12 protein-coding genes are annotated in these 13119 nt (G+C 38.4%); 2 read left to right on the forward strand and 10 right to left on the reverse strand.

The genetic code is table 11. The annotated features are described in order from the left end of the window. Positions 1-5 precede the first annotated feature (5 nt). The 10 genes from PQ460_RS15435 to rpiA all read right to left on the reverse strand — a co-directional run bounded on the left by PQ460_RS15435 (position 6) and on the right by rpiA (position 10402). Entirely contained in the window at positions 6-473 is a 468-nt protein-coding gene (locus tag PQ460_RS15435) for a hypothetical protein (RefSeq protein WP_274170360.1), read from the reverse strand. Then, complete coding sequence (locus tag PQ460_RS15440; protein WP_274170361.1) at positions 470-2482, reverse strand: S9 family peptidase; 2013 nt, start codon at positions 2480-2482, stop codon at positions 470-472. The genes PQ460_RS15435 and PQ460_RS15440 overlap by 4 nt, the downstream gene beginning before the upstream one ends. A 67-nt stretch (positions 2483-2549) precedes the next feature. After that, positions 2550-3413, reverse strand: a complete 864-nt coding sequence (locus PQ460_RS15445) for an ABC transporter permease (RefSeq protein WP_273615707.1) — start codon at positions 3411-3413, stop codon at positions 2550-2552. 32 nt (positions 3414-3445) lie between these two features. Continuing rightward, a complete protein-coding gene (locus PQ460_RS15450; protein WP_273615706.1) occupies positions 3446-4363 on the reverse strand; it encodes an ABC transporter permease in 918 nt (305 codons plus the stop codon). 95 nt (positions 4364-4458) lie between these two features. After that, entirely contained in the window at positions 4459-5994 is a 1536-nt protein-coding gene (locus PQ460_RS15455) for an ABC transporter substrate-binding protein (protein ID WP_274170362.1), read from the reverse strand. A gap of 37 nt (positions 5995-6031) precedes the next feature. Beyond that, positions 6032-7261: a M20 metallopeptidase family protein gene (locus tag PQ460_RS15460; RefSeq protein WP_274170363.1), complete on the reverse strand. Its 1230-nt coding sequence runs from the start codon at positions 7259-7261 to the stop codon at positions 6032-6034. Further along, complete coding sequence (locus PQ460_RS15465; protein WP_273615703.1) at positions 7261-8016, reverse strand: FadR/GntR family transcriptional regulator; 756 nt, start codon at positions 8014-8016, stop codon at positions 7261-7263. Before PQ460_RS15465 ends, PQ460_RS15460 begins: the two co-directional genes overlap by 1 nt. 268 nt (positions 8017-8284) lie before the next feature. Beyond that, positions 8285-8767, reverse strand: coding sequence for a MarR family winged helix-turn-helix transcriptional regulator (locus PQ460_RS15470; RefSeq protein ID WP_273615702.1), 483 nt, complete (start codon positions 8765-8767; stop codon positions 8285-8287). A gap of 130 nt (positions 8768-8897) precedes the next feature. Beyond that, positions 8898-9524 carry an FMN-dependent NADH-azoreductase gene (locus PQ460_RS15475; RefSeq protein ID WP_273615701.1) on the reverse strand — a complete coding sequence of 209 codons (627 nt, stop codon included), beginning with the start codon at positions 9522-9524 and terminating at the stop codon, positions 8898-8900. A gap of 194 nt (positions 9525-9718) precedes the next feature. Further along, positions 9719-10402, reverse strand: coding sequence for a ribose-5-phosphate isomerase RpiA (gene rpiA / locus PQ460_RS15480; protein ID WP_274170364.1), 684 nt, complete (start codon positions 10400-10402; stop codon positions 9719-9721). Positions 10403-10579: 177 nt separating this feature from the next. Here rpiA and PQ460_RS15485 point away from each other — a divergent pair, with 177 nt between their 5' ends. Both PQ460_RS15485 and PQ460_RS15490 read left to right on the forward strand, forming a co-directional pair. After that, entirely contained in the window at positions 10580-10777 is a 198-nt protein-coding gene (locus tag PQ460_RS15485) for a hypothetical protein (protein WP_273615699.1), read from the forward strand. A gap of 487 nt (positions 10778-11264) precedes the next feature. Further along, positions 11265-13022: a methyl-accepting chemotaxis protein gene (locus tag PQ460_RS15490; RefSeq protein WP_273615698.1), complete on the forward strand. Its 1758-nt coding sequence runs from the start codon at positions 11265-11267 to the stop codon at positions 13020-13022. The last annotated feature ends 97 nt before the right edge of the window (positions 13023-13119 follow it).

Raw genomic sequence — 13119 nt, forward strand, 5'->3', positions numbered from 1 at the left:
ATGAATCAACAGCTTTCGTTTTTTAAACGTATTTGCATATTCTGCGTATTTGATAGCGTTTGCGTATCTATCACAATTTCCCACTGAATACCGATTTTTTCGTTTATATTCGATATCATGTCTGAATGCAATGACAATCCTGATAATTGATTTCCGTTTTGTTGGTAATCCCGATGTTCTTGCATTTGATATCGGAAGTATAAAAGTCGTTTGACACCACCGATATGAATAAACTTGAACCTGTATCCTTCAAGTATCGCTTGTTCCCATGGATCATTCATATCTGTCGCAATCTGTAGACGATCTAACATATCCATTTGCGGATCAGCTACATTTGACAATAAAGGTGTCCAGTCTTTGTTATGGATATAAGCGATAATGGTTGCTGGATCTAATCCACTACTCATACAGTTCTCAATCCACAATCCTACAGGTAACGATAGCTTCACTTTTTCCAAAAATGGTTCTGTCATAAATGAACCTCTAGCGGACTACCTATATATTGCTTGATCCAATCATTCACATGCGTTAACAAGTCTACACGATAGCTAGGCTTACCGCTTTTGAGTACCATATGATTAGAATCAGGATAACGAACCATTTTGGTCACTTTGCCTTGACGTTTGAGTGCAGTATATAACTGTTCTCCTTGTTCGATAGGACAGCGCATATCTTGCTCTCCATGAATAATCAGTAGTGGTGTCTCTATCTGTTGCACATGAGCAAGTGGCGATTGCGACCATAACCGTTCTGTATCTTCCCAGGGATTACCACCGATTATCCCTTCTGTATAGGAAATACCAATATCGCTAATTCCATAAAAGGAAATCCAATTGGAAATACAACGCTGTGTAACAGCTACACGAAAACGATCATCATGAGCGATTATCCAATTGACCATAAGTCCGCCATAACTACCACCACATATGCCTAACTGGTGGTCATTACATTCAGGATGATGTTGCAGTATATAATCTACTGCTTCTAGTAGATCACGATAATCGCCACCCCCGAAATCTTGACGACAAGCTTGAGCAAAATGTTGTCCATAACCGAAGCTACCACGTGGATTAATCATCATTACCGCATAGCCCTGTGATACTAATGCCTGCATTTCGTGACTATAAGCATCAGAATACATCGCATGTGGCCCACCATGAATCTGTAAAATCAAAGGAATTTTAGAATCATGATCTACTATATCTGTTGGTTTCATCAACCACCCTTGAATCTGGATACCTTCTTTATTGGTATACCAAAATAATTGGGGTACCGATACATTGTAATCAGCTAGCCATAGATGAGTATTTGTTAACGGTTTTACTTCGTCCCATTGGATATTGGATACTGGAAGAAATGGAAATGTTACTAACTCATATGGATGAGTAGCATCAGAAACTAGCGCTACCATAATATCTTGTTGTGGAGCATAGACGATCTGATGAATATCTTTTCCACCTGTTGTTATGGGAGTACATACTCCTTCTTCGGTAATACGATATAGATCTACACTACCTTGATAAGTTCCTAATACATAGATAGATTGTCCATCTGTACTATAGATTGGCCCGGGTATCGCAGCCGCAGTCTTCATATCATTCAGTATAAAATTACCGAACTGAATCTGTGATTGTGGTGTTAACGAACGTATTTGCTTCGTTGATCGGTCTATTCGGTACACTTGATTCTGAGTACCACTGCCATATTCTCGATCATTAGCTATACATGTCCATGACTTTCTATCCGGTGCATATGCAAATTGGCTAATCATAAGATCATGATTGGTCTGTATTTCTGTATGTCCAGAAGCGATTTCTAGCGTGTATAAATCTTGATAAAAAACTAGATCCATATCACTATATATAATAGAAGCATTTTTTTGAGCAAGGTAACTTATTTCGGTTCCATCCGGTGACCAGACAGGCGATGAAGCATCAAAATCGCCCTCTGTTATCTGTGTCATTTGACGAGTCGATAATTCAAGTAAAAACAGATGTTGATACGTTCCATTCCACAATCCAGAACCTTCTGCTTTGGGTGTAGTTCGCTCTACAATTTGTCCACGATCAGGTGCATGAGCTTCTACTTCACGCTCTCCTATCACTCGACTTGTCAATATGATAGATCGTCCATCTGGAGACCAGCGAAACAATCCTATTCCACGTTCAAGCTTGCTGTATTGATTTATCGAGCTATCAATCATATCCAATATCCACAATTGTGGCTTATGATCTGTTTTACGAATAAATGCTAAATATCTGCCATTAGGCGACCAGTCAGGTGCATAATCATAATCCCCATCGGTTATTCTTTTCTTTTGCTTTCGATCGGCTGATTGATAATAGATATGCGTTTTGTATTGATTACGTTCAGCATCAATACTTTTGTACACATAAGCTATAGCTCCATCAGGATGAATCGAAGGATCACTTACCCAGTTATACTTATACAGATCTTCAGGTTGTATCGTTGTTTGACTCATCAGAATAGGCTCCTTTACAGATCGAATCTTTATTGATACCGCAACTATTTATCGCTTTTGTTATATGTTAGGACTGATCATTAGTGATGCGAGGATCTAATTTATCCCGTAACCAGTCTCCTAGAAAAATAACTCCTAATACTGTAAATGTAATCGCTAATCCCGGAAAAGTAGCTACCCACCAGCTAGTCGCAATATATTGTCTACCATCACTGAGCATTCCACCCCATGATACATCAGGTGGCTTAATCCCTAGCCCGAGAAAGCTTAACGATGCTTCCATTAGAATCGTTGTCGCTACATTCATACTGGAAATTACAATTAATGATGACATCACATTCGGTAAAATATGACGGAATAATAAGCGACCTTGCCCTGCTCCTGCGGATTGCGCCGCTTTGACAAAATCGCGTTCTTTGAGACCTAAGACTTCACTTCGGATCACTCTAGCATAAGATACCCAATTGGTTAACCCGATTACGATAATCAAAGTTATCAATCCAGGCTGAGTTACAGCAAGTACAACCAATGCTAACAATATCGAAGGGATCGCTAGAAAAGAATCTGCTACTCGCATAATAATTGCATTGATCCATTTGCCATAATAACCGGATAACAATCCTAAGACTGCTCCAATCATACCGGATACCAGTACTGCACCTACACCAACAATTAAAGATACACGAGCACCATATACAATACGGCTCCAAATATCACGTCCTAGATTATCTGTACCTAACCAGTAACTAGATTCTCCTCCATCTAACCATACCGGTGGTTTGAGTCGTTTTAGCGGTGCAACTGAACCAGGATCATGAGTTGCTAACCACGGTGCTAGCAGAGCGCATAACACTACCGCCAAAATAATCAGCAATCCTAATGTGCCGGTTTTACTTTTTAATAACTGACGGATCATTCCTTGATCAGGCATATCTTATCATCCTTTCTAACATTCATTCCTGATCAACGGTATGTAATACGAGGATCAAGCAGACGATACGTAATATCTGTTAATAGATTTCCTATAATGACAATTAACGCAATCACAAATACGGCTGCTTGTACAATCGCCATATCATGTGTATTCACAGCAGTTACTAGAAGTTGCCCCAACCCTGGCCAAGCAAATACAGTCTCTGTAATCAATGTACCGCCGATCAGACTGGTAAATTGTAGACCTACAATAGTCACGACAGGAATCAATCCATTGCGAAAAGCATGCTTCATAATAATAATAAATGGACGTAATCCTTTACTTTTGGCTGTAACTATATAATCCTGATTTAAAATTTCCAGCATACTGGAACGAACCAACCGCGTCATCTGTGCTCCAATACCGATACCAAGTGTAAAAGCAGGCAATAATAAATGTTCAATGCCACCTCTGCCTGATACAGGTAAAGCACCTAATATGACTGAAAATAACAAAATCAGCATAATTCCCATCCAAAAGTTGGGCATTGCTTTGCCGATCACCGAAATACCTGATATTAATAAGTCAGTAAATGTATTACGCTTTACTGCGGACAAAATACCAAGCGGAATCGCCATCACAATTGCAAAAATCATCGCTGCCACTGCTAATTCAAAGCTAGCTGGTAACCGCTCTAACACAAGCGGTAAAGCCGATTCTCCATAACGAAATGAAGTACCAAAATCACCTTGAATCGCACTTCCCAAAAATGTAATGTATTGCTTATATAATGGTTGATCTAAGCCTAATGCTTCTGTAAGTACAGCACGATCTTCTGCTGTTGCTGTCTCAGGTAACATCAACGCTACAGGATCACCAGTCACCCGTACCAGAATAAAAACGATTAACGATACAAGTAGCAATACCGGAATAATTTGAAGTAGTGATTTCACAATATAACTTTTCAAGCTAATCACCTCCGTACCTAGCTATAGTTCTTACATTTCAATGATTACGATAACAAAAAGCAGGGACGATACATTTCCATCCCTGCTGCATTTTTTTATCCATTCACAGGTGTAATATCATCTGCATAGAACATTTCATCACTTCTTGGTGTAAATTTCACACGACCATCTGCTCCATAGATACCTTCCATTTGGAACAAATACACAGCCGGACGTTCTTCTGCCAAAATCTGCTGTACTTCTTGATATTGTTTTTCACGAGATGCTGGGTCCATATTTACAAGTGCATCTTGTAACAACTTTTCAACTTTCGGATTGTTGAAGTCTGTCTCTCCTGCTGCTTCTGTTTTGAGATAACGATTGTAGTTATTAGAAGCATCGAACAATGAATTACCGATACCGATCATAAAGATTTCTTTGAATGACTTGGAGCTATAACGTTCACTAAAAGCACTAGGTTCCAGCACTTCCAGATTGGCTTTGAATCCTGCTTCATTGAGCATCGCTGCTACAACTTCTGCATATTCTTTGTACTGAGAAGATACGGTCATATTAAGTTCTGCTCCTGTATGACCTGACTCTTGTAACAATTGCTTGGCTTTGGCTGGATCGTATAGGGTCTGTTTGTACAGTGATGGATCAGCTCCAAAGTTACCCGGCGTTACAGAAGTACGTGTCACAATCCCTGCTCCACCTGCAATACTATCTACAATCCCTTGCTTATCAATTGCCAAATCAATCGCTTCACGTACTTTAGGATCAGCCGTGACTGTCCCTTCAGTTTCACGCAAAATCAATTGCAATACACGTTGGATCGGAGCTTTCACAATTTGTTTTCCTTCTTCGCTTTGAATACGTTCGACATCAGTTGAAGGAATACCTGAAGCAATATCAATCCCACCTGCTAACAATTCCGATACACGTGTCGAAGCTTCTGGAATCGAACGGAACACTACTGTATCCCATTTCGGTGCATCGCCAAAGTATTTATCATTTTTGACCAGTTCTACACGATCATCTTTGATCCATTTGCTGAATTTGTAAGGGCCTGTACCGACTGGATTTTTAAGAAACGCATCGATTCCTTTATCTTTGATATATTTTGACGGAAGAATTCCTGCACCCATTTTGGATAAACGATTTAACAATAACGGATCAGGGCCATCGGTAATCATATCGACAGTATAATCATCAATCACTTTGACTTGTTGGATAGATTTGAAATACGAATTTTGTTTGAGTGCACTATCTTTGGCAACACGATCAATCGTATATTTCACGTCTGCCGCTGTAAAAGGATCACCATTATGGAATGTGACGCCTTCACGTAGTTTGAATCTCCATGTTGTATCATTTACCTGTTCCCATGATGTAGCCAGTACAGGCACTTTCTTTTGTTCATTATCATTTTTAACTAAATAATCAAACATATTTACCAGTACCGCTTCACTAGACGTATTGTTGTTGTTATGCGGATCAAAGCTTTCGATATCTGTTGCATTCCCGATTGTTAATGTTTTGCTGTTGGTCGCTGAATCAGTAGATGTTCCTTTGCTACTCCCACAACCTGCTACCACTATCGCTACTAGAAGTAGTAATACTGTACTCGTTATCCAAGATTTTGTTTTCATACCTTCCACTCCTACCCTTTTGAGATCATATTTATTTTTATTTGTGATGATTTACTGGTTGATCCAAGTAATGTAATGCAAGTGCAGACAACGTAGCCACACCGTAAGGAAGTGCTGATTCATCCAGATCGAACATAGGATGATGTAATGGATAAGAAGTCTCTGGCTGTCCATTGCTTGTCCCTAAGCGGAAAAAGACAGCCGGTACTTTTTCTGCATAAAAAGCAAAATCTTCGCCACCTGTTGAAGGACGCGTATATTGCCATTTCGGCCCTGCTGCCATCAGATCACAAGTGGCTGTTAAGAAATCAACCATCTGGTTATCATTTTTGACAACAGGATAATTCATTTGATAATCCAGCTCATAATCAGCACCAAATGACGATACAATTCCTTCTATGATCTGCCTGATCTTGATCGGCATTTGCTGACGAACTTCCGCAGACAATGTGCGTACTGTTCCTAGCATTTCGACTTCTGAAGCAATAGCTGCCGCCATTGTCCCCCCTCGAATCTGACCGATACTCACAACCGCTGTCTCCAAAGGGTCTATCATACGACTTGTAATTTGTTGCAAAGCAGAGATGACTTGAGCAGATACCGCAATCGCATCAATTCCTTCATGTGGACGTGCTCCATGTCCTCCTTTACCAACAATACGAAGCGTAAAAAAGTCAGCAGAAGCAAAAGCCACTCCTTTACATACTGACACTTCTCCTACCTGCAAACTCGGAAAAACATGTAGACCAGCCATTGCATCCACATGAGGATGCTCTAATACACCATCTTGAATCATTGCATCTGCTCCTGCTAATCCTTCTTCTGCGGGCTGAAATACGAATTTGATATTGCCGGATGCAGGTCGACCGATAGACGTTAACAATTGAGCAGCACCCATAAGCATAGTGGTATGAGCATCATGACCACACAGATGAGCTTTGCCTTCCGATTGAGAAGCATAACTGGTTTGCTTGGCATCTTGAATCGGTAAAGCATCCATATCCGCTCGCAGTCCAATCGTTGGGCCGGGTTCTAACCCACGCCATAGCCCGACAACGCCTGTTTTCCCAATACCTGTCTGCACTTCAAGTCCCAGACTTTGTAAATGTTCAGCTACAATCGCTGAAGTTCGAACTTCTTCATACCCGATCTCAGGATGAATATGTAGATCACGACGCCATGCGGTTAAATTCTCCTGCATAGACTGCGCAGCTGGTAATAACTGCGCTAGTCTAATCTGGATATCTTGCTGATCAGGATGATTCATTATGATTCACTCTCCTTTTCCAGAATCGATACCGGTTGATCAAATACGCGGTGATAAATAGACGAAGCAGACTGCTCGATATGTTGGCGCATTAATAGTCGGGAACGTTCGCCATCATGAGCACGAAGCACATCTAACAATTCAAAATGACTATCTGAATTGCGTACACGTACTTCCTGACTATAAGGCATCAAATCAAGCGCAGGATTGATTTTGGTACGAATCTCTCGCACTGCTTTTTCAAAATAAGAATTACCGGATGCTTTGGCAATCATCAAATGAAATTTCACATCTAGAGCACGAAATAACTCGCGTGAACAATCTTGTTCAATACTCATCTCCAGATATAGTTGTAATTGATGTAACTCTTCTGCTTGAATACGCTTTGCTGCTAAAAAAGCAGCTTCAGGTTCAATAATAAGACGGTACTCAAATACTTTGCTCCAAGACTCCCAATTGGTCGCAATTTGTTCATGATGACGATGATGTGAATTGAGCGTTAAGGGCAACACAAATGTTCCACCTTTAGCACCTACACGCTTCTCAATCAATCCTTCTTCTTCTAAGCGAGAAAGAGCTTCACGTACAGCTAATCGACTAGCATTGAACATTACTGCCATATCACGCTCATTGGGAAGTTGTTCTTCTGGCAATAATTCTTTTAAAATAATAGATTCTTCTAATTGATCGAAAATAAAATCACTAACTTTTTTAGGAGAAACTTTCTCAAATTGTTGTGGAAAATAAGTTCGCATGTTTTCCTCCTGATTGAACAGATAATAGTGCAACGTAGAAGATTTATTGAGATAAAGTGGTATTTCTGATCATATGTCATATCAAATGGTCTTATTCATGACTATAATGGTATAAGGTACGAACTTTAGACCATTTAAGCAGACGACAAAAACTGACTTTTATTTAATATACCTTCTGTGTACGCAGAGGTCAACGATTATTCATACCAAATTGATAGGTTTTATAAATATTAAATAAAAAAAGCCTAATCAGTGGTATAATCCCTGATTAGACTTCTTTATTAGCAGCGGCATATCCTAACTTTTTGAGCAATGGAATAATATCTAACTTTTCATCATGATTCAGACCTTGAGTCGCTTTCATAATCGCTTGTTTGTGACCGGTAAAAATACTTTCAAAAAATTGATTACCTTCTGCTGTAAGCTCTGCAAAAATAACACGACGATCATTATCACAAGCTCGACGGCATAACATTTTTTTCTTTTCTAATTTATCAACAACATACGTAATATTCCCGCTTGAAATCAATACTTTTTGTCCTATTTTCTGCAATGGCTGTGGATTTTCACTGTGGTACAAAAAGTCCAGCACACCGAATTCAGTTGGATTAAGACCATAACTTTGAATATCATCGTTGACTTGATTCATGACAGCCTGATAAGCACGTGATAAGATAATAAGCAAATGAAGCGATTCTTTTTCTTCATCACTTTCTGTGTTGGGGTTAGGTTGTATGGATGAGTGTTTCATAGCTGAAACCTCCTTACACTAAGAATAGGTATATGCTAAACATATAGCGCCTGCGATTCTTTTTCATCGATTATTCCGAAAAATACACGCAGACGCTTTATTATTATATTACAATGGTCATAAATGTAACTTAGAAGTTTTGTGCAACTGTTGCTGCATTTTGAAGACCATCAGCAACGATTTGTTGTGAACGATCTGGGAATGCGTTGTGACCTTCGATAATGAATTTCTCAACATCTGTAATACCCCAGAATCCAAGCAATGTTTGTACATAACGTACAGCCAATTCGATATCAGCGCCAGGACCTTCAGAATATACGCCACCACTAGCGTGTAACAACATTACTTTTTTACCGCCAGCAAGTCCTACAGGACCTTCAGCAGTATATTTGAATGTTTTACCAGCTTGAGACAAGTAATCGAAGTAGCTATGCAATACAGCAGGAACTGCAAAGTTCCACAATGGGAATGCAATAACAACTTTATCAGCATCCAAAAATTGAGTTAAGTATTTGTTTACACGGTCAACAGCCGCTTGCTCTTCAGCAGATACTTCCATACCTTGAGAAGCTTTGAAGTTAGCACCCAATACAAAAGCATCATAGTAAGGGATATTTTCTGCGAATAAATCAAGTTCTACAACTTCATCTTGTGGATGAGCAGTTTTGTAGCTGTTAAGAAATGCTTCGTATAGTTGTACACTGACTGCTTGATCAGCAGGACGGTTGTTTGCTTTGACAAAAAGAACTTTAGACATGGATAAAATCTCTCCTTTTATTTGGATACTGTAATAGTATCAATTCATAAATCTTAATTTAAAGATAATATATAAACAAACTTTTGTCAACTATAAATTATATAGTGCCTTTTTCAATATTACATAGAGATAACCGCCTGATCACTTCCTCTATCAGACGGTTATTTTATGTTTTTCATACAACCTTTATCCCATCAGCGACGTGATGGTGCACGCAATACTTCGATTACGCCACTTTCATAAGCTACAACGACAGCACTAGCCATATGAATAAATAGTCCATTATCTACAATACCTGGCACATTATTCAGTTGATGATGTAAGCGAACCGCATCTTCAATCACGTCAAAATGACAATCGACTGTATAATTGCCATTGTCTGTTTTGAAAACATCGCCTTCTTTAGTTTGACGCAACACAGGCTTGCAACCAAAGCTAGCTAACTTTTCTATTGTCCATTCATGAGCAAATGTAACTACTTCTACAGGTAAAGGAAATGCGCCTAATTTCTGTACTACTTTATTCTCACCTGTAATAATCATCACCTGACGACTGCGAGCGGCTACAATTTTTTCACGTAATAGCGCTCCACCGCCACCTTTAATCAAGTTAAGATCAGGATCGACTTCATCTGCTCCATCAATAGTTAGATCAATTTCGCCTACTTCTGCAAAAGGAATAATAGGAATAGACCATTTGCGAGCTAAATTTTCAGACTGAACGGATGTCGCTACTGCACGTATATGTAATCCTTGCTTTACACGTTCACCGATTTTTTCGATAGCATACGCTGCTGTAGAACCTGTCCCCAGCCCAACCATCATGCCATCTTCTACCCAATCCACTGCTTTTTCTGCAGCCAACTTTTTAATGTTCATTACCTGTTCACTCCATTATTAGTCTAATAATTTATTGAATACCATGTTCATGATATGAAATAACAGAATGAATACCATCCATAGATTTCATGTAACATTTGAACTATACTGATATACGGGTGAATATTCTTAGCATCATACTATACACATTCACAAATTAAAAGGAGCCTAAAAACCATGCGAACCGAAAATCAGATCAAATCCAAACTCAACGAATTGACACTTCAAAAAAGAAATATCCAAACTCGTCTTGCCGATTTAACACCTGAAACTGCTTCTTATACCTCGCTCAATGAACAACTTGTTCGTATCGAAGATATGTCCAACATGCTTGAATGGGTACTGAATGAGCCTCTAGGAAAATATCATGCGTAATCATGCTATATTCTATTTTATCTGAATCAATTCAGAATTACAAAAGCAATTCCTCTCTATATTCCTGCCTTTTTTATTTCAAAAAGTGACATAATATACGCTTTTTTAAATTTTTTTAGGTCTTTTGATTCAATTCTATTGAACTATGTTTATAAAAATAAAGAAAATTGATTTTAACTATAAATTATTGGAATACAAATTCCGACATATAGAATTGAGTGTTACTGTGCCATATTTTACAGCGTTCTGGAAATAAAGCGACAAATTATTCGATAACGGCAAATTTTCTAATCATACTAAATACCTAATTTGCTTAATTTTTATTTGGTGTAATTTGTCACTTGTATTTCTTTTCGCTGTTTTCAACAGTCTCGTAACGGGTCCTCTATCAAATCTAAAAAATCTTAGATTGTTGGCTATCCTGACCGATAAGCTTTATAGGGGCACACAATCTTAGATCCACCAATCAAAAATAGGAGTGAGAGCATTGAAGAAAATCAGCAGACTATCTTTTTTCGCCAAAAACTTATTAATCTCAGCAATTAGCATCATACTTATTGGTGTTATTTTGCTAGTGAGCAGCTATTTTACGCAGAAAACGATCTTAATTAATCAACTACATGGTCAAGTTCAGGCGGTAACAGATACTTTTGCTCAAGGTATTACAAATGCTGATGTTGAAAAACTTGTGGCAGAAAAAAGCTATGACGGTGCTAAACAAACCGAAATCCGTAGCTACTTAGATAATATTAACAAATACAACCCTAATATTTCACAAGCTTATATTTTTGGTACAGAATTAGCAGATGGCAACAAAACGTCTCTAATCGCTGTTCCAACTAAAGTTATGGAAGCTTTGAAACAAGGAAATATAAACATTGGATATTTGTATGAACAACCTACTGAAATCGTAAATGGTATTCAAGAAATGCTCAAAACTAAACAACCAACATTTACAAGTTTTTATACAGATGATCTTGGACTATGGACAACTATTTTGTATCCAATCCAAAATGCTGACGGTAAAGTTGTTGCTTATTTTGGCGTTGATGCTGATGCAAGTGCTGTTCCTGAAGGTCTAAATCAATTGTTAGTACGTGGTATTACAATCATGGTGCTATTCCTGATCGTTATCTTCTTACTTCAATTCTTTGTTGTTCGTAGAACACTAGCTCCTCTTCGTGAATTGATTCGCGGAATTGAAGATGTAAGTAAAGGTAATTTGGATATCCATATCAAAACAGGTAAAGACGATCTCGGTATTATCAATCACAAATTTAACCAAATGGTTGAAAAAATGAACAGTGTTATCGTCAATGTACAATCTGCTTCTCAACAAGTTACTGAATCTGCCAAAATGCTGATGGATACTTCATCTGATAATAGCGAGCGTTCATTAACATTGATTACTAATATTCAAGATATTGCAAATGGTATGAAATATCAGGAAGAAGCTACAGAAGATACAGCTAAAGCGATGAGCGAGATTTCAACAGTTATCCACTCTATAGCAAATAACTCTTCTAACGTGGCTGACCAAGCGTATTCGATGGAACAAAAATCAGTTGAAGGTAACAAAGTAGTCAATCAAGTCACCGAACAAATGACATTGATCTCTCGTTCTGTACATGACACGTCCAAAGCTGTTGAATTGCTAGAAAGCCGTTCACAAGAAATCGGTAATATTTTGGGTATTATTACAGGGATCTCTGGTCAAACGAACTTGCTTGCATTGAACGCTTCTATTGAAGCCGCTCGTGTAGGTGAACATGGACGTGGATTCGCAGTTGTTGCTGGAGAAGTTCGTAATCTTGCAGAACAATCGGCTCAATCCGCTAACCAGATCAGTACGTTGATTACAGAAATTCAAACCGAGATTCAAAATGCTGTTACAGCAATGAAAAAAGGAACAGAAGAAGTAGAATACGGATTGTCTATTGCTGACCAAACTGGCAAATTGTTTGCCGAAATTCAATCTGTTACCAAACAAGTAACAGAGCAAATTCAAGATATTTCTAGTGCTACTCAAGAAATTTCCGCAGGTACAGAAGAAATGACAGCTACAACTGAGAACCTTAAAACAACAGCAAGTGTTGCAGCAGAAAATAGCGCTAAAGTATCTCAGCATGTAGAAGGTCAAAAATCTTCTATCATTTCAACAACAGATGCAGCTAATCAATTGTCTACAATGGCTGAGCAATTGCAAGAATTGATCTCTCATTTCCATGTACGCAAAATCGATTAATCATTAAATGGTATAAAGAATGCCTTCCACAGAACTTGTGGTTGGCATTCCATTTATATCCTAATATCTCTATGTTAAGAATTTTTTTGTTTATGTT

It is taken from the genome of Paenibacillus sp. KACC 21273, from assembly GCF_028736095.1.
In the GTDB taxonomy this organism is placed as follows: Bacteria; Bacillota; Bacilli; order Paenibacillales; family Paenibacillaceae; genus Saccharibacillus; species Saccharibacillus kyungheensis.

What these genes read in the sequence shown, in the direction of transcription:
- PQ460_RS15465 (WP_273615703.1), bottom strand. Translation starts at nt 8,016, where the DNA reads ATGCGAACTTATTTTCCACAACAATTTGAGAAAGTTTCTCCTAAAAAA.
- PQ460_RS15470 (WP_273615702.1), bottom strand. Translation starts at nt 8,767, where the DNA reads ATGAAACACTCATCCATACAACCTAACCCCAACACAGAAAGTGATGAA.
- PQ460_RS15485 (WP_273615699.1), top strand. Translation starts at nt 10,580, where the DNA reads ATGCGAACCGAAAATCAGATCAAATCCAAACTCAACGAATTGACACTT.
- PQ460_RS15435 (WP_274170360.1), bottom strand. Translation starts at nt 473, where the DNA reads ATGACAGAACCATTTTTGGAAAAAGTGAAGCTATCGTTACCTGTAGGA.
- PQ460_RS15440 (WP_274170361.1), bottom strand. Translation starts at nt 2,482, where the DNA reads ATGAGTCAAACAACGATACAACCTGAAGATCTGTATAAGTATAACTGG.
- PQ460_RS15475 (WP_273615701.1), bottom strand. Translation starts at nt 9,524, where the DNA reads ATGTCTAAAGTTCTTTTTGTCAAAGCAAACAACCGTCCTGCTGATCAA.
- PQ460_RS15460 (WP_274170363.1), bottom strand. Translation starts at nt 7,261, where the DNA reads ATGAATCATCCTGATCAGCAAGATATCCAGATTAGACTAGCGCAGTTA.
- rpiA (WP_274170364.1), bottom strand. Translation starts at nt 10,402, where the DNA reads ATGAACATTAAAAAGTTGGCTGCAGAAAAAGCAGTGGATTGGGTAGAA.
- PQ460_RS15455 (WP_274170362.1), bottom strand. Translation starts at nt 5,994, where the DNA reads ATGAAAACAAAATCTTGGATAACGAGTACAGTATTACTACTTCTAGTA.
- PQ460_RS15445 (WP_273615707.1), bottom strand. Translation starts at nt 3,413, where the DNA reads ATGCCTGATCAAGGAATGATCCGTCAGTTATTAAAAAGTAAAACCGGC.